This window comes from Paenibacillus rhizolycopersici (genome assembly GCF_014947195.2).
GTDB classification, from domain to species: domain Bacteria; phylum Bacillota; class Bacilli; order Paenibacillales; family Paenibacillaceae; genus Fontibacillus; species Fontibacillus rhizolycopersici.
In genome coordinates, this window is record NZ_JADCNN020000002.1 from 241,773 (window position 1) to 263,917 (window position 22,145).

Below are 22,145 nucleotides of genomic sequence, written 5' to 3' on the forward strand. Positions count from 1 at the left end.
ATACTTTGTAAAAGGGTCTTTCGACATTACTATACAAAAAGTCACTATTCTATCTTACATTTCAACGATATTCTAAATTATAATAGCGAAAATTTGAAGTAGGTGAGGGGGGATGAAGAACTATGAATTCGACATTTCATGAGTACGAGGACTCGGAACGACTTCCTCGATTGCTAGGACGAGAGTGGGAGTCGGAGATCTTTTCCGTATATCTAAAGCACTACTCCAATATGGAACGAATCCTTAATATCTACGGCTCGGCCGGCGTAGGAAAAAGCGCGTTGGCTGAGGAGTTTCAAAAACAAGCCACCAGGCTAGGAGCTACCGTTATCGCCATCGACGCCGCGAAAATCAGAACCGTACCGGAAGATTTCAGCAGGCAAGTCCTGTTCCAGCTTGATTTATTGGACTCCCTCTCCTCCCTTTCCGATCCCGACTTTATCATCAGAGCCTCCATCGATGCCATCCAGAAACGATCCAAACTTGGTCCTGCGTTCTTATTTATCGATACGTATGAGCTTCTAGAACCGATGGATGATTGGTTTCGCGATTTTTATATCCCGCAAATCAAAGACCGCTGCCTTTGCGTCATTTCCGGCCGAAACCCACTGTCCAGTCAATGGACGGAAAGTCCCTTCTGGAAACGATCCATCTATCGGATGCCGCTCACGAATCTGGATTTTAACAGCGTTGTCGCCTATCTGCGGACCTGCGGCATCGTTGAGCCAGAGCAGATCTACCGCATCTGGAAGCAAACCGACGGTTTGCCCCTGATGCTGGCCTCATGGCTTAGCGGGCATAACAACGGGGAAGTGGTCTTCCCCAGCTTACGAGATGACGGCGATCAGAGACATCCTGAAGCGATAACATTCGGTTTAACGCCGGAGAAGATGCCGATGACGAAACCAGAGGCCGCGATTTACGCCCGTACGGATTTGACCCATCGTGAGAAGGAGGTTGCCGCTCTGGCCGCCGAAGGGTTGACCAATCGCGACATCGCCTCACGCCTCTTCCTTAGTGAAGTCACGATCAAGAAGCATATGCGGTCCATATTTCAAAAGGTAGGCGCTAGCAACCGGACACAGCTACTCAAGCTGTTGATGGATTAAACCGCCAATGGGGGTCCTATTTCGAAAAAAACCGTCCGATTCGGACGGCGTAAAGTGTAAAACGATATAAAGTTACGGCAGCATGGTGCTGCCCATCAAATATCGGTCGACCTCGCGGGCGGCGAGCCGCCCCTCATACATCGCCCAAACAACAAGACTTTGACCTCTCCGCATATCTCCGGCGGCAAATACGCCCTTTACATTCGTTCGAAAATCGCCAAGTTCCGCTTTCACGTTCGTGCGTTCATCCTGATCCAGGCCGAGTTGCTCGGGTAGGACCGCCTCCGGACCTGCAAATCCTAATGCTAACAACACCAGATCGGCAGGAAGAACCTGCTCGCTTCCCGGAGTTTCCACCGGTATCCAGCGCCCGTCTACCTGGTTCCACTCCACGCGGACCGTATGGACTCCGGTTACTTGGCCCTGTTCATTCCCCTGCAGCGATTTCGTCGAGGTTTCATACCTGCGGGGATCCTGTCCGAACATCTCGGCCGCCTCCGCCTGCCCGTAATCCGTCTTTTGCACCTTCGGCCACTCTGGCCACGGATTATCCTGCCCCCGGGACAGCGGAAGCTTCGGCATGATTTCCAGTTGAGTCACACTCTTACAGCCTTGACGGATGGCCGTAGCGACGCAGTCGGTTCCCGTGTCTCCGCCGCCGATAACCACGACATGCTTATCTTTAGCCGATAGGAAGTTGCCATCCTGAAGCCCCGAATCCAATAGACTTTGGGTATTCCGGGACAAAAACTCCATGGCTTGATGAACGCCGTTCAATTCCCGGCCTTCGATCTTCATCTCCCGGGCTTGCGTCGCCCCGCAGCACAGCACCACGGCGTCATACTCCGCCCGCAGCCGGTCGGCCGGAAGCTCCTCGCCGATCTCGACCCCGGTGACGAAGCGAATCCCTTCGGCGGCAAGCAAATTAACGCGGCGCTGAACGATTTGCTTATCAAGCTTCATGTTCGGGATGCCGTACATCAACAGCCCGCCGATGCGATCCGCCCTTTCGTACACGGTCACGGCATGCCCAGCTTTGTTCAATTGATCCGCACAGGCCAGCCCCGCAGGACCGGATCCCACGACCGCCACCTTCTTACCGGTGGATGCGGCAGGGACCCGAGGCCGTATCCAGCCATCCTCGAATCCGTGGTCGATAATGGCCCTTTCAATGCTTTTGATCGTCACGGGCTGACCGCTTTTGCCAACGGTACACGCTCCTTCGCACGGCGCCGGGCAGACCCGGCTGGTAAACTCGGGGAAATTGCTCGTCTTTTGTAGTCGTTTTAGCGCTTCCTTCCAACTGCCGCGGTACACAAGATCATTCCATTCCGGAATCAAGTTGTGCGCCGGGCAGCCGGAAGCCATTCCCGACAGCAGCTGTCCTGCATGACAGAACGGAGTCCCGCAGTCCATGCATCGCGCGCCCTGCATTCTCAGCTTCTCCTCCTCCAGCGGTACGACGAATTCCTGCCAAGAGCCGATACGCTCTTGTGGCCGAATCTCGCCCGGTACCTCTCGACGGTATTCCAAAAAACCGGTAGCCTTTCCCATCTCCAACCTCCTGATCTAAATGACGCTCGTTTTTGCATGAACCGGAACTACCATCGCCCTCTCGCGTTATCGCTATAAAGCAATGAAATGTACAGCTGCAACTTTACGCATTGCATTTAAATAAGCCCATGTTATCACCGTGACCTGACCGTTCAGAATGAAGAAGATCACCATCGTGAAAAAAATTACTTAGCTGGGCAGAAGGGCATGCGACGATTGTCGTGTCTTTTCGAAAAACCGATTGCCAGCGGCACTATGCCGCATGTATGATGGGGTTATAAGCTTTGGCTTTGATCGGACGCTCCCGTATGACGGACATCGTCGGTTAACTACATCTCAAGCGGTTCATTTCGAGGAGGCTTTTATTTCGTGGAAGACGACCAGGCTAGCTCCCCATTCCGACCAGAATCCATGCTCACTGCCTCGGCCCTGCTTCGCGCCATTGATCGGATGGGCGTCGGCTTGGCCATCACAGATCCTAATCTCGAGGACAACCCTCTCGTTTACGTAAATCAAGGGTTCGAACATCTTACCGGGTATAATCGTGAGGAAGTCTTGCGGCGGAATCTCCGTTTTCTTCAGGGAGAAGAGACCAACAAAGAACATCTCGACGTTATACGGAAAGCGGTAAAGGAGATCGAATCGGCTACAGTAAGAATCAAGAACTACAAGAAGGACGGCAGTACTTACTGGAACCAGTTCGTCATCAGCCCCATACTGGATTCAGAGGGCCACCCTCTCTATTTCATCGGACTTCAGTTCGATGTGACCCAAGAAGTGGAGCAACAGCAGGCATCAACAGAACGACTTCGCCAGCTGTCCCATTTCGATCCGGTCACCCGCCTGTTAAATTCCAATCGTTTCAAGGAACTCATGCACGCCGAGCTTCGTTCTGCCCAAGCCGAGAATACAATGGCGGCGGTCATGTGCATCAATCTGAATCGGTTCCGGCATATCAACGAGAGCTATGGCGAATGCGACGGCAATGAGCTGCTTCGGCAGGTCGCCGAAAGATTGGGCCGTGCCTTTCCAGAAGGAACGCCGATGTGCCGCAACTTTGCGGATGAATTTTTCGTGCTGGTATCAAACGTGTCCGATCCCTTGTATATACATACACTTGCACTTGATTTGAATGACGCGCTAAAGGAGCCTTATACCCTTTCCGGTGAAACATTCCATGTCGGTTTGGGGATGGGGATCAGTCTCTACCCCGATGACGGGTCCGACGTAAATCAATTGCTGCAACATGCCGAAATGGCGATGAAGGAAGCGAAGAAGGAAGCGCTGGAAGGCCCGCACTACTTTGATTATTACTTGATGGACCGTCTAATGGCCCAGTTGACTTTAGAGAAGAAGATGATTCGAGCTTTGGCGTCAGGGCAGTTCGAGCTGCATTTCCAGCCCAAAATCGATGTGGTCACCGAGAAGCTGACCGGCTTTGAGGCGCTGATCCGTTGGAACGACCCCGTGCAGGGATACATTCCGCCGGTCACTTTTATCCCGATCGCCGAAGACAATGGGTTTATAGTTGAATTGGGCAAATGGGTTCTGCTTGAAGCCTGCAGGGTGAACAAACGATGGCAGGAGGCCGGGCTTCCAAAGCTGCCGATGTCCGTCAACGTCTCGGCGGTACAATTCAGACATCCGCACTTTTTGCGTACGGTTGAACAGGTGCTAGCCGAAACGGAGCTCGCTCCACAATTTCTGGAGCTCGAAGTGACCGAATCGCTGCTGAACGAGCACGTGCTGATCAGGGATACCTTAACCGCCTTGCAGAAACGCGGCATTTCGCTGTCCGTGGACGATTTCGGGACCGGTTACTCTTCCATCCATTACTTGAAGTCGCTGCCCGTTCAGGTGCTAAAAATAGACCGCACCTTTGTGCAGGAAACGCCATGCTCGGAACGCGACAATTCCCTGCTTCGTTCCATCATCCAGCTTGGGAAATCGCTGGGCATGACCGTGCTGGCCGAAGGCGTCGAGACGAAAGCCCAGTTCGAATTCCTGCAGCAAAACGGCTGCGATCAGATTCAAGGTTACTACTACAGTCGACCGCTGAACGCTGAAGCGATAGAGGGATTGTTGAAGTCTAGTTAATGTCCGCCACGGTATCAAGAGACTACGACCTTGACTGCCGCTTACCCAAAGGGTACAAATAAAAAAACAGCAACGCCAGCAGCAGCGCCGCAGCCGGTATCCCGCTGAGCATCCATCGGATGCCGATCGCGGCCGATGCCGGCTGTTCGTTTAGGCCGGCTTCATACCCGCTTGCCTCCAGGATGAGCCCCATGCAGGCAGCCTGCAGCGAAACGCCCCACCTCACGATAAATCCGTTCATGCCGAAGTACATGCCTTCCCGGCGTGCGCCGGTCCCCCGTTCATCCTCGTCGATCACCTCGGACAACATGACATCAAGCAGCACCAGCAGCCCGGCTAATCCAAACCCCACGGCAACAGCGGTGGCAATCGCGCCGCCCTCCTTCGTAACCCAGCCAAATGGCAGCAGGGCGGCCGCATAGCAGGCAACGGCGATCAGGATACCCTGCCGCGCTCCGTATTTGGCTGTTAATCGTCCCCACAGGAATACGCATGGAATGGCAGATAGAAAAATCGCCCCTAACAGCAGGGTGTTAAAGCTCTCCTCACGGCCCAACACGTATTTGGTGTAAAACGGTATGCCGGCTGGCAGCAGGGCAAACGTGAACTGCACCAGAAAACTGCCGATCACATACAGGACAAACGCACGGTTCCCCAACGTATGCCGAACCGCCGTGGTCAAGCGGAACGTAGTGCGGGGTGCATCGGGATTTTCCCGGCTGCCCCAAAGGGACAAGGCCAGGAAAACGGCCGACAACGCTGCGAATACGCCCCCCATTGCACCCCAGCCGATTTGAGAATAGAGGAGCGGCGGAATCGCCACACCCACGATCATGCCGACAATGCCCAACATCTGCCGCCAGGAGGATACGTAAGCCCGGTCCTTGATGCTTTGGAACATCTCCGGGAACAATGCGGAGTAGTTCAGCACCACTAACACGAACAACGCATCATACAGCATTACGGTTCCTATAAAATAGGGAAAAGCCGCGCCTTCATCCGCCGGAGGCGTCCATAACAGCGCAAAGGCTGCGGCCAGTGGAACCAGGCCGAACCCGATATAAGGGAGCCGTCTGCCGAACCGTGTGCGGGTCCGATCGGACAAATGGCCAAACAGCGGATTAAGCAAGGCATTAAGCACGCCGTGGAACACCATCGCCAAGCTGATCCAGGCCGGGCGGACGCCCAACACGTCGACATAATAGTAAACGAGATAGGTGGCAAAGGCCTGCGACATCAAATTTACCGCCAGATTCCCCGAACTATAGGCCACCTTATGAATCTCCGACCGCTTGCCCCGATTCACATGACGTATCATCCGCCCCACCTCCTTATTTTTGAAATCCGTCCTGTTCTAAGGCCGCTGTTGCAATTGCTGCAGATCTTTCCAGCGGATCAATTCGATGTCCTCTTCCGCCAGAACCGCCTTGATCTCCGGATCGCGGAAGAGCTGAAAATCCCACTGTCTTTTTTCCCACTCGGAATGGATGGCCTTTAGCTCTTCCGTTGCCAGCGCAGGATGTATGATGATTTCGGATACACCGGGGCGCAGCGCTTTAAGAACGGCGATCATCTCCCGCTTGTAGCTTTCGTACGTTTCACCCGGCTGCTTGCCGAACGGCAGACCGATTAGATCGTCGAGAAGGATGACGCCCATCCGGTCGGCCAGCTCGGTGACTTGGCGGGCTAAGGCAGCAGCCTCCGGCGGCAGTTTACCTACCTGCGGCAACGAGCGTGGCAAACGGAACGGCAGACCGTAATCGGCGCAAATTTCGAACGTTACGTCGAGAAAATGTTGGCCCGTCGCCAACCCGTATAAACTGCCCATGTGGTTGTCGAGATGCGTAGGCGCGAGGCCTAACGCCAGCGCGGTCTCCACCTGATTGATCATCTCCAAGCGCACCTGAGGGCGACTCGCCTGCAATTCGAAGCGGGCCACGTCTTTGGGAAAATAACCTTCCTCCGTAACCAGCGTTCGCACGTCTCCATCGCGGGTGACCGGTCCCCATTTATAACCGTTCCATTCACTGGTGAACGTCAAATGCACCCCTACGTCGTATTCTGGATTGGCGACGCTCCAGGCCGCAGCTTCCTTAGCCCAGGCGCAAGGGACCATGACCGTAGCCGAGGAAACCGCACCTTCCTGCAGCAGTTGGATAATCGCCGTGTTCTCCGCATGGCACATCCCAAAATCGTCCGCATTGACGATTAACAATTTGGTGTCCCGCCCATACCCCAATCGCTCTGCCAGTGTCATCTGTCTTCCCCCTCCGTTTTCGCAAATAGCTTTTTCCGTTCCCGTAATAAAACGCTTACATAACTCATGAGGCCGATCATCGGCCGCCCTTTGGTTTACGGATACAACTCCGAGTCCCGATTCAGCACGAACGTATTACAAATCCAATCGTGCAGGCCACGCTTCTCCGCGCTGAAAGCAATCATGAGGAAACCAATGAACAAGAGCAATGCCGATAAGAACTGCGAAAAATATCGACCAATGGATCGCAAAATGGAGATTCGTTCTCCCTCCCCATCCACGATCTTCGCTCCTACCGCCAGTTTCCCGATCGTTCCTTGCCAAGAGGTGGCCGGCAGGATCACGAAGTACAGCAGATCAAGCAGCCTTTGCATGAAGTCGGAGAAAGGGAGGATCCAATCGATCACTGTCAATATCAGCCCATCAATGAAAAAAGCGAGCAGCCTTCTCCAGAAACCGACATACACCGGATTGGGATCTCGGTAAATCATTTCCCTCCGCGCCTCACCTTCCGGCGATGACGGCTCAAAATGGTCAGGGCCGTATTGGTACAGCAGTGTTTGTGCCATGCATTCCAATCCTTTCTTTGGCCGATACGTCTACTCCATGTTTATGTAAGAAACCCAGCCTCTAGTTCCCTGGATAGTAAATTTCGCGATATCCCCAAATTATTCCTCCCGACGCAAAAAAAGGCGACCCTTGTTAGGTCGCCCTCGCTTCCTGCTATTTGCGAATTCGGTAATGATAGCCCGAAATCGTCTCAAAGCCCAGCTTGCCGTAAAGCTCCAACGCCGGCGCATTACCCGCCAACACTTGCAAGTACATGCCTTCCGCGCCGTGCTCGGCCGCCCATGACGCCAACGCCTGCAGTAGACGGCCAGCAACGCCTTTGCGGCGATGACGCGGGTCGACGACAACGTTGCTGATTCCCGCCCAGCCTTCCTCGATCACCACGGTGGCCACTCCCATCGGCTCTCCCGCCTCATAAATGGTGGCAAACGTCTTGGGCTTCGGCATGGCTTTGAAGATCGTCAAATACCCGGCCCGCCGTTCCTCCGGAAATCCTTCCATCCGCAGGAAATCATTCATCCAAGGCTCCTCCGGCTGTGCGGCCAAAGTAACTTTCGCTTCGCCAATCTCGTAAGCTGCGGAGCGCTGAAGCACCTGCTGGATGGAGGCTGCTAGCAACAGGCAATTCATCGAAACTTCGTAACCTGCCGCAGCAAGGAGCCCATCCAGTTCTTTGGGCGAGGAGTCGCTGACATGAAAACACGGCGGAAGTCCACGCTCCCGGTAAAACCGCTCAACTCTCTCCAACCACTCGCTCTCCGGAAACGGCCCCGCCGCCAGCACGCTGTTCGCGCGCGTCGTGACGCCGCCGTTGGCCCGCAGCTTCCAGGTGCCAAGTGACTCGAGTTCGCTCGGTGGCCAGCCGCTCGCTGCCAGCTGCTCTATCGCGCTGGTAAGCTCCGGCCCCACGGATAAACCTTTCATTTCAACCACTCCCCAAAGAATCGCTCGTATCCTTGCTTCATCACTGTCGCCGAAAACTTCGAAAACGCGTATTCCCGGTTGTCCGCGGAAAATTTCTGCGGCGAGGCCGCCGCCATATTCACTAGCTCGAACCAGTTCATCTCATTGCCCGCAAAGGCATGGCGGGAGCTAATATGCCCGTAGCAAGGATGCTCCGGCTTGACGACGATTTTGCCCATAGCCAGCGCTTCGGTCAGCGGCATGGCAAAGGTATCGAATTTAGAGCAACTCCAGTACACCTTGGCCGAATTCATCAACGCAAACACCTCGTCCTGGCTTAACGCGAACTGCAAGGTGACATTGAGCGGGATGTCGTATTTTTTCATACTTTCCTTGTAACGCTCCCCGCCGAACACCATCACGACATCTTTGTCCGGATTTTGCCGCGCATACTCCAGCACCAGATCCGGCCGCCGGTTCTCTTCATCGCGTCCGATCCACAATACCCGGTTATCGACGATGGCCGCCGGATCAAAATGCCGCTCCGCCAGCGATTCGTTAAATCCGATGGGGATCACATCCACATCACTTACTCCGAACACGTCGTTCAACTGTCGACGCAAAAACTCCGTTTGCACGATCGCCTTGTCCACGATTCCGTAGAACGGCTTCATCATTTCGTATCCGGTTAACGCAGGGTCAGGGAAACTATGCGGGAACAGCACGCTGTTCGGGAGGAACATTTTCAGGAAAGTAAAACCGGAGACCGTATAAATCACATGCTCGATTTGGTGCGCATGGATTTGGTCCAATACGACATCGTAATTGACCAGATCGCCTTTCTCGTGCTCGTAGCCGGGAAGCCAATCATGCCCGCTGACATGGCGTTCCGGGGATATAAATACGACGTCCACGCCAAGTTCACGGCCGATATCGCGCAACCGCTCCGCAAACACACGTGGGCCTTGGGCTTCCGCGAACTGGATTTTTCGCATCACTAAACCGACTTTCTTCAAATTGGATCCCGCCTTTTTCGTATGGGTTAGTCTACCGCCGGTGGCGTACAGGAAACAATAACTGCAAAAGTGCAGGTATTTCAGCCAATATCCTAGAACGTGGCGAAAAAGATGCAAAAGTGCAGGTATTTCTACTGTTCTTCGAGTTATTCGAGCTTTTCTCGAAAATAAATGTATTTTTGCAGGTATTCACAAGGGTTAGGCCTGATTCCGGAAAAATAACTGCACTTTTGCAGGAATCCCCACCGGTTCAATGCAATGCCACTGCACATTTCAAGATCATCCCTTGGTTTGCACGCGCGCCTTGCGGTTACCGCTGCGTATCCAACAGCTCCAAACATCCAGCCAAGCCTTTCGCCGTCTCTTCCCGTTGCCGCAGCAGTCCTTCCTTCGTCCAAACGCCGCCTCCCCGCCGCAAGTCGCTTTCGACCAACAGCAGCATCCATAGGGAAAAGATCGCAGCAAACCAGGCATACTCCCGGACCAATACCCCCCTCGCCCATGGCGTGCCTTGCTTGTCCGCTTCGTCCAAATAAGTCTCAAGCAGCTTCACCCGATCTTCGGCTGGCATCGCCTTTGGAAACCGCGGATGCGACATGTCGATCAGGTGGTACAGATCCCAGTAGGGGAGATTCCGATGCGTGTGCTCCCAATCGAGCAGAACCACGCCCCCTTCCTTCGTCACGGCATAATTGCCCAGATGCAGGTCGCCATGCGACAACACCTGCCGCTTAACGTTGAAGCCGTACCCGTCCCGAACCGCCGGGACGATCTCCGAGTCGAGCCACTGTACCGGCAGTCCCTGCCCGCCAAGGACGGCCAGCGCCTCGTCCCGCCGTCGCAACACCTCAGCGGCGATGACCTCTATGCCCGGCTTGGGGCCTTGGGCCGTCAAGCCCGGCCATTGTTCCGCCGGTGCGGCATGTAGGCGGGCCAGCTGTCTGGCCGCCGCTTGAGCATACTCCAGCCGGTAGGGATGTCGCAGCGGCCCCAGATCCTCGAAGATCGTCCAGCCCTGGGTTCCTTTCCCTTCCAGGGAGGCCGCCAACAGCTTGGGTGCCGCAATCTCGGGGAGTTTCGTCAGAATGTTCCGGTTCACCCACGCCTCCCGATCCACCGATTCGCCGTTCGTGAGCGGCTTGAAGATATAGCTGTGCTCCGGATGGGTATAGAACCGCTCCACCCATCGCCCGTTCATCCCTTGATACATCAGTTCCCTGCGCCATATCCGGTTATCGTCCAGCGTTCCATCTGCTTTGACTGCATCACCCAAATTCCGCATTCGCTATCCTTCCCGCTCCCTAGTTTGACCTTAATGGTACATAAAATTTGAAAAGATTGTCAATCTACTGTCTTGGAACGGGGATTGTGGGCGAAAAAAAGAGCGGTGCCTTTAGGCCAACCGCTCTTTAATCAATCTAGTGTTGATCTGATTCTGGTTAAGGTGTAGTTGACGTAGATGGAGGTGTAATTGGATCCGTACCCGTTGGCGCTGCAGCTGGAACTACAGTTACCAGGACTGGGTTGGAAAGTGCATATCCCTTGGCATTAATCATATCCGGCTCTGACAGGATATAGACCCTATAGCTCTGAGCAGTAATCGGAGAATCATAAATGTCTACGCTAACCGTGCCCGTAAGCGGACCGTTAGCAGCCACCTGTATGCCCTTATCTTTGAGACCGACAGCCGCATCTACGTTAAGGGTTTGGCCCTCGGTAACTACAAGAATTCGATACGAATTAATACGACTATCACCGGGTGAATCAAATTCAACCGTTATGGAGGAAGCATTAGCTACCGCACTCACCCGAGTTACCGGTGCGACAGCAATATTATCCGCCTTGAGAATAGGCTGAACGGCATTGGAGGCCGCAGAAAAATTATTGGCTCCGCTCCGTGCAACCGTCAATACAAAGAATTGATAAGATGTATCTTTGTTGATCGGATTCCCGTAAACATCATTTGGTTTATCCAAGGTCTTTGAAACGTTATTTCCGTTAGGAATTACCGATGTGTAACGGTCTGCTTGGGTCACAGCGTTGGCATCGGAGAGTTTATAGCTGCCAGCGTTTGCTACCGGAACCGCCAGAATTCGATACTCAGCCACGTTACTCTCATTGGCCAACTTATTAAAGCTAACCACGATACTGCTATATGTGCCATTAAAAGTCGAGTTCAACTGAGCATACAAACCGGAAACGGCACCTACGGAACTGTTGTCATTCAACGTAACCTCATTCGAAACCCCCGACAACGCATTCGATCCACCGCCGCTTGCGGCAAGCGATAGGACATAAACCCGATAAGCCACACCGTTACGGAGAAGCTCCCCGTCGGTATCTCGTGCCCCTGCCCCAAGGTCAGCTGTCAAGGTTACCCCATTTTTATTGACGGGCGTATAGTAATTAGACGAATTGGCTGCGTTCAGATTAAAGCTTCCGTACTTCGATGCCTTCACCACGAACACACGATATTGGCTGATATAGGTTTCGTTCGAGGCCCGGGTAAACGTCACCCGCAGATCTCGGCCATCGCCGAAATCATTTACGTCATTGGCCGCTACATTTGAAGCCGTCCCAACAGCCGCACCCGATAGCGTAATGACGTTGGAAGCAGGAGAAAGCGTGTTGCTGCCTGTATAACCATTGCTGCCAACCGACAAGACAAAAACTTGGTAGCTGACGCCGTTTTTGATCGCTGCTCCATCAACATCTTTGGCCCCCGCAGCCAGGATGCCGGTTAACGTATAGTTGCCCTTGCTGATATACGTGTATCTGTCACTGGGTACGGCATTCGCCTTCGACAGATTAAAGCTGCCGGCGTTTGTCGATTTCACTACCATGATCCGGTAGTGGCTGATATTCGATTCATCGGCGGCACGGTTAAACGATACCCACAAGTCGCGGCCGTCACCGTAATCGCTGACGTCAGCGGCATTCAGATTCGAGATGGAACCAACCGCATTGTACGACAGCGTAATCGGCGAGGAGTAATAAGACAACGCGTTGCTCAGGTTATATCCGCTGCTGGCTACCGAGAGAACAAACACCCGGTAGCTCACCCCGTTACGAATCGTCGCTCCGTCGACGTCCCTTGCCCCCGAGTTAAGGACCGTGGAAAGGGTGTAGCCGTTTTTGCTTACGGTGGTATAGTTCGAGCTGCTGACATTATTAGCTTTAGACAACGTAAAGTTGCCTGCATCCGAGGTCTTGACGACCATAATCCGATAGTTGCTGATGTACGTCTCGTTTGAAGCCCGGGTAAACGTTACCCGTAGGTCGCGACCATCGTTATTATCACTTACGTCTTCAACGGAGACGTTCGATACCGTATCCACCGCGTTGCCTTTTGTCAGCGTAATGGCGCTGGAAGCGGCGGATAATGTATTCGTTCCTGCATAATTTCCGGTACCCACGGCCATGGCGAACACCCGGTAGCTGACGCCGTTGCGAATCGTTGCTCCGTCTACATCCCGCGCACTAGAGGACAAGGCATACGATGTGATGTTCGAGCCCGTCTTATTGACCTGGGTGTAGTTTGCGCTGAATACTCCGTTCGCCTTCGCCAGGCTGAAGTTGGCATAATCGCTAGCCTTGACGACGAAAATCCGGTAAGAGCCAATCCGCGTTTCGTCCGAAATTCGATTGAAGCTGACGCGCAGGTCACGGCCATCGCCGTAGTCGTTCCAGTCTTCGACCTTCGTAATGACCGGCGAAATGACCGAGCCTATCGCAAGCGAGATCGCGGAAGAGGCGGACGACAATTTGTTAGCGAAGCCTGAATTATTACTTACCGATTGCACAAAAATGGTGTAGGACACACCGTTCTTAATCAGATCGCCGGATGTATCCCGAGCGGAAGAAGCCAACTGACCGGTCAGCGTCGAACCGCTGCCCGATTTGGACACGACCGTAGAATACGAGCTTGGCACGTTGTTCGCCGTACTCAGGGTAAAGCTTCCGGCGTCCTTCGTCTTGACGACGAACACCCGGTAGTTAGCGATGCTGCTCTCGTTCTGAGCCCGCGTAAAGGTGACGCTCAAGTCACGGCCATCGCCGTAATCGCTCACGTCACTGACCTTCACGTTCGTTGGAGCGGCCACGGCCGCGCCGTTGGACAACGTAATGGCCGGAGATGGATTCGACAACGCATTAGCGCTATTGCCCTTCCCAATGGCCAATACATAGGCAACGTAAGATTGATTTTCACGGATTGCAGCCCCATCGACGTCTCGTGCACCGGAAGACAGGTTCACGACCGGATCCGTTCCCGACGGCGACAACGACGTGTAATTGGCCGACGAGATCCTTTGCGCTGCCGTCAGATTAAAGACGGAAGCATTCGAGGACTTCACGATCATCACGCGGTACTGTTCAACGCGCGATTCGTTCGAGGATTTCGAGAAGCTGATTTCCAAATCCCGGCCGTCCCCGTTATTCCCCACATCGCGGGCTGATACGTAAGCGACCGGACTAGGATCCGAGCTGCCGCCATCCGATCCGCCTGTGCCCGAGCCGGAGTTGATCGTGACGATTTTGGTGGAGTTGTTCCACCCAACTTGCTGACCCAGTGCCTCGCTGACGAAGCGAACGGGCACCATCGTTCTGCCTTTGATGCTTTGCGCCGGCACGTCGAGCAATACCGCGTCGTTGTTGATCGTAGCCGAACGCGACTTCAGCTTCAGCACGATGGTCGTGCCGTCCTTCTGGGCCGTGACGGTTTGCAGCGTCTGGTTATAGTTGACCGTAGCATCCAGCGCTTCAAAGATGGCCCGCAGTGGCAGCATGACCCGCCCGCTGATGACAACCGGCGCCTGATCAGTGGTCAACCGGCTGCCATCGATGTAGATGCTGATCGGCGTAGCCGCCTGCGCCGTCGATTGTTGAAACATTGGTATGATTAGAAATGCGGCTAAGAGCGAAGCCCATAGTTTTTTCAAAAATCTCATCCTCCCCATGCTCATGAACAGAGCTACAGAAAAATAACTCTTCCCATTTGACGTATCATCTCAGGTAAAAGTTTCTATGTTTTCCTGTCGTATAAAAAAATTACCCCTGGACGCCTAGCCTTGAACCAAGAAGCCCGGAAGTCCCGGGACTGAAGCCCCCTCAACTGATTCGAAAGGCGTAAAAAAACCGCTCCCCCTCATGGGAAAGCGGTTGAGCATGAGGACCTATTCCCCCGCGAGCCGATCTAACCGGGCGCTCAACGTTTCACGCCAGCTGTCCGACAGTTCCTCCACGGCCAAAACGCGCCGAATTCCCTCAGCATCCTCCTTGTCCAGGTGCATCACGCGATTCGCGAAGGCCAGCGTGACGCCTGCCGAGTGACTTTCGATCAGCTCCAACCGATCCCCGGGGCGAACCTCCCCCTCACGAAGAACCCGGAAGTAATACCCGGTATAGCCCGTTTGCTGGATTTCCAGCGGCAGCTCGGGCAAGCCATGCTTAACGCCCACCTTGAAGCAGGGCTGTCTGGGTTGGCTAACCTGAACGACGGCTTCGCCCAATCGAAACCGGTCGCCGATGTGGATCTCCTCTTCGAGCATCCCTTCGGTCGTGATATTTTCCCCAAATGCCCCTAACTCCAATGCGATCCCAAACCGCTCCTCCCAGTAGGCATACCGCTCGAAGGGATACACGCAGACGGCCTTATCCGGCCCTCCGTGAAATCGGAGATCTGCCTGCGCGTCCCCGGCAAAATTCACCGTCGATAGATGCAGCGCGTCCTTCACCGGCATTTTGAAAATCCCCGTACGGACCGTCTTGCCTTGATGCTCAACCTCAATCGGCTTCCCTACATTCAGCGAACGGATCGCGACTTGCTCTACCATCTCCTATTGCACTCCTCTGCTCCGAAATCACCTTTATATTGAATTCCATTATACGGGAGGACCTCTGACAACACCACCCTACATTCCAAGAGACGACCAGCCAACTGAAACTTACAGGGCAACTCATCCGTATTACTACTAGGAATCATTGCTTCGCGCATGTCTATCCCTTATTCAAAGAGAGGAATTCAATCCATGAAATTCAAACTAAAAAAAGTGGTCATCCTCGGTACGATGGCCCTCGTCATTACCATAAATCCCAGTATGTCCGGGTATTTGACCAGCCTGGCCTATGCGGCTCATCCATCTAAGCAATCCAGCACTAGCAATCATGCGGAGCGTCCGGAGGACGAGCTTAACGGACTTCTCGGCGCTGCCTCCGACAAGGAGGTCTACGACGCCTTGCTAGAAGGCGAGTCGTTGGCGGACATCGCCGAATCCCGTGGTCAAGACGCGGACCGGGTGATCCGGCTGCAGGTCGCACAGCTGCAGGAGCAGTTGCAGAAACGCTTGAACGAAGGAAGCTTAACCCAAGAAGCTTATGAACTTCAGTTGCAGGAGCTCCCGGAACTCGTGGCACAGAGCGCGCGAACCAGGTATACCATCCTCGGTTAACCTGACGAAATCAAAGTGAAGGCCCTACAAGATAACCGCTTGCGGTATCCGGTAGGGCCTTCTTTGGTTATTTTCCCCGCTTGGGGAGCAGCTTGACGTATTCGTCGGAGAGCTTCATCAACTGCGTAATGTAATCGTAATCGCTGCGATACGACGCGATATCGGCAACCGGCTGCAGCGAGTCCAGGGAGATCGCGGTACCGTCGTCAAAGCCGGCTCCCGGCACGAACATGACCTCATCATTAAAGAAGGAGCCTGTCGGCAGATAATACCTCATTCCAACCACGTTGCGGTCCATATTCAGCAGGTCATGCCCAAACGCGGTAAACCCTTCCTTTTCCAGCGAAATGCCTAGGAGATTGGCTATCGTCGGCAAAATATCAACCTGTCCGCCAGCACGCTCCACCACCTGGCCGTGCTGCTGTCCTGGGATGTGGATGATCAGCGGGATGTTGAATCGGCTGATCCGCTCGTCGTAAGCGATCCCCAGCTTCTCGCTGATTTCCTTCGCGGGAACGTCTTTCTCCTGGAGGCCGAAGTGATCTCCGTAAAGTACCAGCATCGTGTTCTCCCACAGACCCGTTTCTTTCAACCGTTCGATCAGCTTCCCAATTGCGTAATCAGTATAGTTGGCTGCCTCGATGTAATTCCCGAGCATCGTGTCTTCCATGTCCGCCGGAAGATCGAAATGGCGGCGGTCCTTCGGCACCACAAACGGATTATGACTCGAAGTGGTGACAAACTGGGCGTAAAACGGCTTGTTCTGCGCTGTCAGCTCCGTCAGCTTTTCCATGCCAACCCGGTACATTTCCTCGTCAGAGGCTCCAAAATCGTTAAAATGATCGTTCGTATAATACGGCTTGTCATAATACTTATCGAAGTTCAACGCCGGGTACATTTTATGGCGGTCCCAAAAAGTCACTTTATTGATGTGGAACGTGTTTGCCGTGTACCCGCGACTTTGCAGCAAGCGCGGAAGGCTTGGGATCTGCCGATCGCCGTAACCGGTCGACATCGCTTCTGCGGCCGTCGGATAAATCGACGTATTGGACATAAACTCGGCATCCGACGTATTGCCGGGTCCGATTTGCTGAAACACGTGCGGGAAGTAGAAGCCTTCCTTCGCTAAACCGTTCAACACAGGCGTGATCTCTTGACCGTTCAGCTTGAGATTGATCGGGAAGTTCTGGAATGATTCCATTTGCACGATCATCAGATTCATCCCTTGGGCGGCGCCGAAGTATGCTGGATCCCCCGTTGCCGCTACCCCTTGGTAAGGATAGCTGCTCTGGAGCTGACGGACCTTGGCTGCAGTCTCTTGCAAATTGCCTTCCGCGATCATCCGCTCCTCCTCTTGGTCGCGGATTGCCGCATCGACCTGGAAGTTAAAGAACCCGACGCTTTCGGCCCGCACCAGTTCGTTATCGATGCTCTTCCCCGAACGGATGTACAGCCCGGAAAGCATCAGACTGACGATCAGGACGAACGCAACTCCCACCTTCCACATCAACGAGGCGCGCGGCCGGTCCGTGCGGAAGCTGAGGCTTCCCGACAGATGGAATCCTCGTGAAGCCCGGCGACGCCGCCCCGCCCGGAGGATACGCACCGTAATCAACACCGGCAGGTCGATGAAATACAGAAATTGTTCAGGCCGCAATAACGAGGCTACGCTCGCCTTAACCTCTGGCACCTGGTTTAACCCGCTTAGGACCGCATAGGTAGGTACCGTACCAAAATAGGCATTATACACCGTTGCGGCAAACAGAATGAAGGATAGGGCAAAGTTAAATCCTAGATACGCCCCCCATTTGCCCTTGATCGGCGTTAATAGCTCAACCAGACACAGCAGCGCCAGCACCGACAGCCACTCGCCGGGTAATCCCTGAGCTCCAATACTTCCATAGAAAAAATAACGCAGCAATAACAGCTTCGCACCGATCAGCGCGAACGTTGCAATAAAATGAATTCGGTTTGAGTTACGTATGATTCCCATCTCTTTTCTCCGGATTGTTCCCGTGTTTACATGAATTACGAGTTGAAAAAGTCGGGGTTTTCAGGACCGAGAAGGTTGAATGAAGCTAGGGACTGAGTAGCGGAGCGTAGACAGATCTACGTGAGCAACGCAAGGCCCGGCTGAATTCAAGATTCGATGTCGGTTTGACTCCATGAACTACTTCGTCATGGGAAGACGACTTTTTGAACATCCTCTAATAACACACGATTTTCTATTCGTTTATTATAACACGGTAAAATCCAGAGTCGAATTCACACGAAATCAGCCATGGAGCGAACGATTAGCTTGCCCGGATGCCCCGCTACGAACGGTTCCGCGCTGCCCTCACCGCCCCGCTTCCGGAACTCCACCGTCAACGGAATGCCTGGGATCAGGTCGAAGTAGTTGTCGGAGAAGATCCCCTCCTCTTCCGCCGAAATCCACACCTGGCGCGCCAAGGCGTCGCTTACCAGGGTATACCGGCTGCCATCGCTGCCGTCCTCCTCCAGAAGGGTAATAGTCACCTGCGGCAACGAAAGCTCTTTGTCGGATACGAAATAAAAGGATTTGCTGTCTACTTCATGCCCGTCCGCTTCCAGAACGGCGTGCAATACGACCTGGCGCGGATCCCGGCCTTCCAGCCATTCTTCCCGAGTGAACGCGGCGGCTTCAACAACCGAATCCGCAGTTGCGCGAACTTTCGACACCTGTTTTTTTAGTAAGGCACCATGCATGTCGTATAGCGATAACCGTAGCTGACCTCCCACTGGTTTCTGCAGATCGGAGATGAGGTTGACCGAGATCGGACCTTCCTCCGGCTCGTAGATCACCAGCATCAAGTCGCGGTAACTTCTGCGAACCGTATACTGCAGTGCCTTCCAGCGTCCGTAATAGTCCATCCCCGCCCAGGACGCCACCGGCCAGCAATCGTTCATCTGCCAATACAGCGTTCCCATGCAGTAAGGCTTGTTGCGGCGGTGCGCTTCAATCGCTGTACGGATTGCTTCGGCCTGGAGCACCTGGCTCATATACAGGAATGATTTGAAGTCCCTTGGCGCAGGCAAATAAAGATCCATGTATTCCTTGATCAACTGGTTGCCGCGGCCGTTCTTCTGGTGAGCCAGCATGATATCGGATTCGAGCGCCAGCTCGCTCTCCGGCGCATAGGTTAGCACCGATTTCAGCTCCGGGAAGGATTGGAAGCCGTATTCGCTCATAAATCGACCGACTCGGTGATTATAGTTGTCGAACGGCTCAACCGCATGCCACACGCCCCAGTAATGGACGTCGCCTTCACCGGTCACTTGGAGCGCATGCTGGTTTGCATCCCCCGTAAGCTCACGGAGTGGCGAAGACGGCCAATAGGCCACACCGCCGCCATAACGTTCCACCACCTGCGGCAGGATGCGATGGAAAATCGCCTCGTAATCGGCCCATAGCTTCTCACGCTGCTCCGAGGTGTAATCCTTCTTCCATCCCCAGCCCCCATCTTCCTCATAATGAGCCCAAGCCGAGTCAATCTCGTTGTTGCCGCACCATAATGCGATACTTGGATGATTCCGCAGCCGTTTGACGTTGTCCTCCGCTTCGCGGGCAATGCTGTCCAGAAACCCTGGTTCGCCCGGATACATACTGCAGGCAAACATGAAGTCCTGCCAAACTAGAATCCCGTATTCATCACACAACTCGTAAAAAATGTCCTGTTCGTAAATGCCGCCGCCCCAGATGCGAAGCATATTCATCCCGCTTTCGGCGGCTGAGGCAATCTCATGGCGATAGCGTTCGTCCGTTACTTCCGTTAAAAAACTGTCGTTCGGGATATGGTTTGCACCCTTGGCGAACACCGGTACACCGTTCAACTCGAATCGGAAGGAAGCTCCGGCAGCGTCCTTCTCCCGAACCAGCTTGATGTCACGCAGCCCGGTATGGACGGACGCCTCAGCGACCGTTTCCTGCCCGCCCACCACGACGAGCTCGGCCCGGAAATGGTACATCGCCGGTTCTCCCTGCCCCCGGCACCACCACAGCTTCGGCTGGGCGATCACCGCGGACACCTCCACAATGTGAGTTCCCGGTTCCAAAGCAATCGAACGAACCCAACTCAGTTCGCCGGTGGATAACTGTAGCTGGCCCTCCCAGCGCTCGGCGGTTTCGATCTCCACCACGGCGGTGAGCTCAGCAGCCGTGGCGTTCACGCGGTCCTGGCGGATGTGCAGGTCACGGATCACCGGACCGCTCCATCCTTCCAGCCGAACCTCGCGCCAGATTCCGCTGGTCACGAAGCGGGGCCCCCAGTCCCAACCGTAATGATATGGTGCTTTACGGGCAAACACGCTGACCCGGCGGTCGCCTAAACCGCCCAGCTCCGATTGGTCGTTCGACGCCGGGAGGTCGTAACCCAGCTTCTCAAGCTTGGGCAAATCCTCCGCGATCGGCGAGCGGAAGCGAACGGCAATTGTGTTGGTGCCTTGGCGCAAAAGCGGCTTCACATCGATTCGCCAGACGCGGAACATATTGTCGGCCGACAAGGCGTGTACCCCGTTGACCGTTACGTCGGCATACGTATCCAAGCCGTCAAAGACGAGTTCAATTTGCGGCAAAGCGAACCAAACCTCATCCAAATCGAAGGAGGCCTCGTATTCCCAATCTTTTCGATCAATCCACTGCAGGTCATGTTCGTTGGTTCCATAGAACGGATCGGAGATGAGCCCGTTGCTGAGCAGATCCGTATGCACCGTGCCCGGTACTCGGGCCGGCTTCCACTCCTTTTCGTCGCAAGCCTTGAATTTCCAATGTTGGATCGCATAGCTATGATTGTTCATAAGCCCTCCATGAAGTCGTAAGTTATGCTCTATTATATACTAATTTAGATGAAACTTGTTATATTTTTGTTATTCACTTTCACTCAACAAGGAGCGATCTTGTTATTGTCATCTCGTTTTCCCTTCCCGTCGGAACGAGCGAACCTGGTGATGGAGAAAACCAGTCATTACAACGACCCAAGCCGTCAGGGCAACGACGATCATGACGCGCGGAATCGCGACCAAGAACGGCAACTTCAATGCCTGTGACAACTGATACGTACTGGTTGTATACATGGCCAACGGAAACACCATTCCCCAAAACTGGGGGTCGTACGTCAAAGGGTAACGATGGTAGGCGTGCCGCCATATCATCAGAATAAACAATAACGGAATCCACCAACTGCCGGTAATCCAGAAGAACAACGTAAATCCGCGCAAAAAGGGGATCAACTCCGTCAAAAACGGCCATTTTTCAGCATGCAGCATCAACGTGGAGCCGGCCAGGGTCGTAATCGCAACGGCGCCCATATTGATCCAATAGGGCGGGGTCAACGCAGCATATTTCAGATCGACAAAGGTAAACCGGTAGAATATTAAGGTGATGATATTCAGGTAAAGCATACACCCCAGCAAATACATGCATAGCGTAAAAAACAACACGACCTCACGCCCCTCCGTTAGGTAGGATGAGATCAGCGTACCCAGAATGGAAACGGATTGGGTGGCGACAGCGGCGATTAACCACGCACCGTTGATCCCCTCGGCCAGAGACGGCTTTTCTTTTCTCACGGTAACGGCCGTAAAGAAGGTGTACATAATAACAACCCAAAGCAAAATGCCAAAAAACCACAACCCGGTCGATATCGTACCGTTATGCGCCACAATGACCCACTGGCTGCCATATACGCAGGTCGCTGCCGTGCAGGTAAAAAAACCGGGACCTTGGCTATGGCTCGTCAAATCGGCCCGCACTCGCGGGAAAAATTGGATTAGGCGAATCAACGTGAGGATCCACAACGTGATATAAATGCAGGTGTTCAGATATAGCAGAATCTCGGGAGCAAGCGGAATTTTCAGCAACTTCATCGCAATCGACAAGGCTCCGGTCGCCATCGCCATGGAGAAATACCCCGGAAATAAACGTTCAATTTTCTGTTCAATTGTCTTCCACATTGTTATCCATCTCCGACTCAAAAGACTCAGCCCCCGGTGCTTACCAGCCAACGAGAAACCTAATTTCAATTTAGCACGATGAGAATCTACGGCTTTGTGACTCAGCTAACCCCAACCCGAGGGATCTCCTAAATTACATCATTATCTTTTATGGCGAATCATAGTATGATGATGTCGAAGTCCATCTCTTTTTTGGAACGTTCTCATGAAAGGGGTTACA

General features: G+C 53.8%; 15 protein-coding genes. 3 read left to right on the top strand and 12 right to left on the bottom strand.

Annotation, left to right across the window (positions count from 1 at the left end):
* Positions 1 to 122: 122 nt before the first annotated feature.
* A complete protein-coding gene (locus IM700_RS03345; RefSeq protein WP_204801115.1) occupies positions 123 to 1,109 on the top strand; it encodes a LuxR family transcriptional regulator in 987 nt (328 codons plus the stop codon).
* Between the two features lie 72 nt (positions 1,110 to 1,181).
* Here the strand turns inward: IM700_RS03345 and IM700_RS03350 are convergent, their stop codons facing one another.
* Complete coding sequence (locus IM700_RS03350; protein ID WP_193416786.1) at positions 1,182 to 2,663, bottom strand: glutamate synthase subunit beta; 1,482 nt, start codon at positions 2,661 to 2,663, stop codon at positions 1,182 to 1,184.
* 369 nt (positions 2,664 to 3,032) lie between these two features.
* Between IM700_RS03350 and IM700_RS03355 the strand changes: the two genes are divergently transcribed.
* Positions 3,033 to 4,760, top strand: a complete 1,728-nt coding sequence (locus tag IM700_RS03355; RefSeq protein WP_193416787.1) for an EAL domain-containing protein — start codon at positions 3,033 to 3,035, stop codon at positions 4,758 to 4,760.
* Between the two features lie 22 nt (positions 4,761 to 4,782).
* Here the strand turns inward: IM700_RS03355 and IM700_RS03360 are convergent, their stop codons facing one another.
* From IM700_RS03360 to IM700_RS03395, 8 genes are all read right to left on the bottom strand, one after another.
* Positions 4,783 to 6,078 carry an MFS transporter gene (locus tag IM700_RS03360; RefSeq protein ID WP_193416788.1) on the bottom strand — a complete coding sequence of 432 codons (1,296 nt, stop codon included), beginning with the start codon at positions 6,076 to 6,078 and terminating at the stop codon, positions 4,783 to 4,785.
* Positions 6,079 to 6,114: 36 nt separating this feature from the next.
* Positions 6,115 to 7,017, bottom strand: coding sequence for a polysaccharide deacetylase family protein (locus IM700_RS03365; RefSeq protein WP_155606783.1), 903 nt, complete (start codon positions 7,015 to 7,017; stop codon positions 6,115 to 6,117).
* A 95-nt stretch (positions 7,018 to 7,112) separates the two neighbouring features.
* Entirely contained in the window at positions 7,113 to 7,586 is a 474-nt protein-coding gene (locus tag IM700_RS03370; protein WP_193416789.1) for an RDD family protein, read from the bottom strand.
* A gap of 154 nt (positions 7,587 to 7,740) precedes the next feature.
* Positions 7,741 to 8,511 (bottom strand): GNAT family N-acetyltransferase, encoded by a 771-nt coding sequence (locus IM700_RS03375; RefSeq protein ID WP_193416790.1) that lies wholly within the window; start codon positions 8,509 to 8,511, stop codon positions 7,741 to 7,743.
* On the bottom strand, positions 8,508 to 9,506 hold the full coding sequence (locus IM700_RS03380; RefSeq protein WP_193416791.1) for a glycosyltransferase: 999 nt from the start codon (positions 9,504 to 9,506) through the stop codon (positions 8,508 to 8,510). Before IM700_RS03380 ends, IM700_RS03375 begins: the two co-directional genes overlap by 4 nt.
* Positions 9,507 to 9,816: 310 nt before the next feature.
* A complete protein-coding gene (locus IM700_RS03385) occupies positions 9,817 to 10,788 on the bottom strand; it encodes a phosphotransferase family protein (RefSeq protein ID WP_193416792.1) in 972 nt (323 codons plus the stop codon).
* 157 nt (positions 10,789 to 10,945) lie between these two features.
* The gene (locus IM700_RS03390) at positions 10,946 to 14,455 is read right to left on the bottom strand and encodes a copper amine oxidase N-terminal domain-containing protein (protein WP_239483549.1); all 3,510 of its coding nucleotides are present in this window, start codon (positions 14,453 to 14,455) and stop codon (positions 10,946 to 10,948) included.
* A 225-nt stretch (positions 14,456 to 14,680) separates the two neighbouring features.
* Positions 14,681 to 15,340 (bottom strand): MOSC domain-containing protein, encoded by a 660-nt coding sequence (locus IM700_RS03395; protein WP_155606788.1) that lies wholly within the window; start codon positions 15,338 to 15,340, stop codon positions 14,681 to 14,683.
* Between the two features lie 195 nt (positions 15,341 to 15,535).
* Between IM700_RS03395 and IM700_RS03400 the strand changes: the two genes are divergently transcribed.
* Positions 15,536 to 15,955 (top strand): hypothetical protein, encoded by a 420-nt coding sequence (locus IM700_RS03400; RefSeq protein WP_155606789.1) that lies wholly within the window; start codon positions 15,536 to 15,538, stop codon positions 15,953 to 15,955.
* 67 nt (positions 15,956 to 16,022) lie between these two features.
* Here IM700_RS03400 and IM700_RS03405 read toward each other — a convergent pair whose 3' ends face one another.
* From IM700_RS03405 to IM700_RS03415, 3 genes are all read right to left on the bottom strand, one after another.
* Positions 16,023 to 17,948 carry an LTA synthase family protein gene (locus IM700_RS03405; RefSeq protein ID WP_193416793.1) on the bottom strand — a complete coding sequence of 642 codons (1,926 nt, stop codon included), beginning with the start codon at positions 17,946 to 17,948 and terminating at the stop codon, positions 16,023 to 16,025.
* Positions 17,949 to 18,220: 272 nt separating this feature from the next.
* Positions 18,221 to 20,770, bottom strand: a complete 2,550-nt coding sequence (locus IM700_RS03410) for a beta-mannosidase (RefSeq protein ID WP_193416794.1) — start codon at positions 20,768 to 20,770, stop codon at positions 18,221 to 18,223.
* A gap of 108 nt (positions 20,771 to 20,878) precedes the next feature.
* Positions 20,879 to 21,925 (bottom strand): tellurite resistance/C4-dicarboxylate transporter family protein, encoded by a 1,047-nt coding sequence (locus tag IM700_RS03415; protein WP_155606792.1) that lies wholly within the window; start codon positions 21,923 to 21,925, stop codon positions 20,879 to 20,881.
* Positions 21,926 to 22,145: the final 220 nt, after the last annotated feature.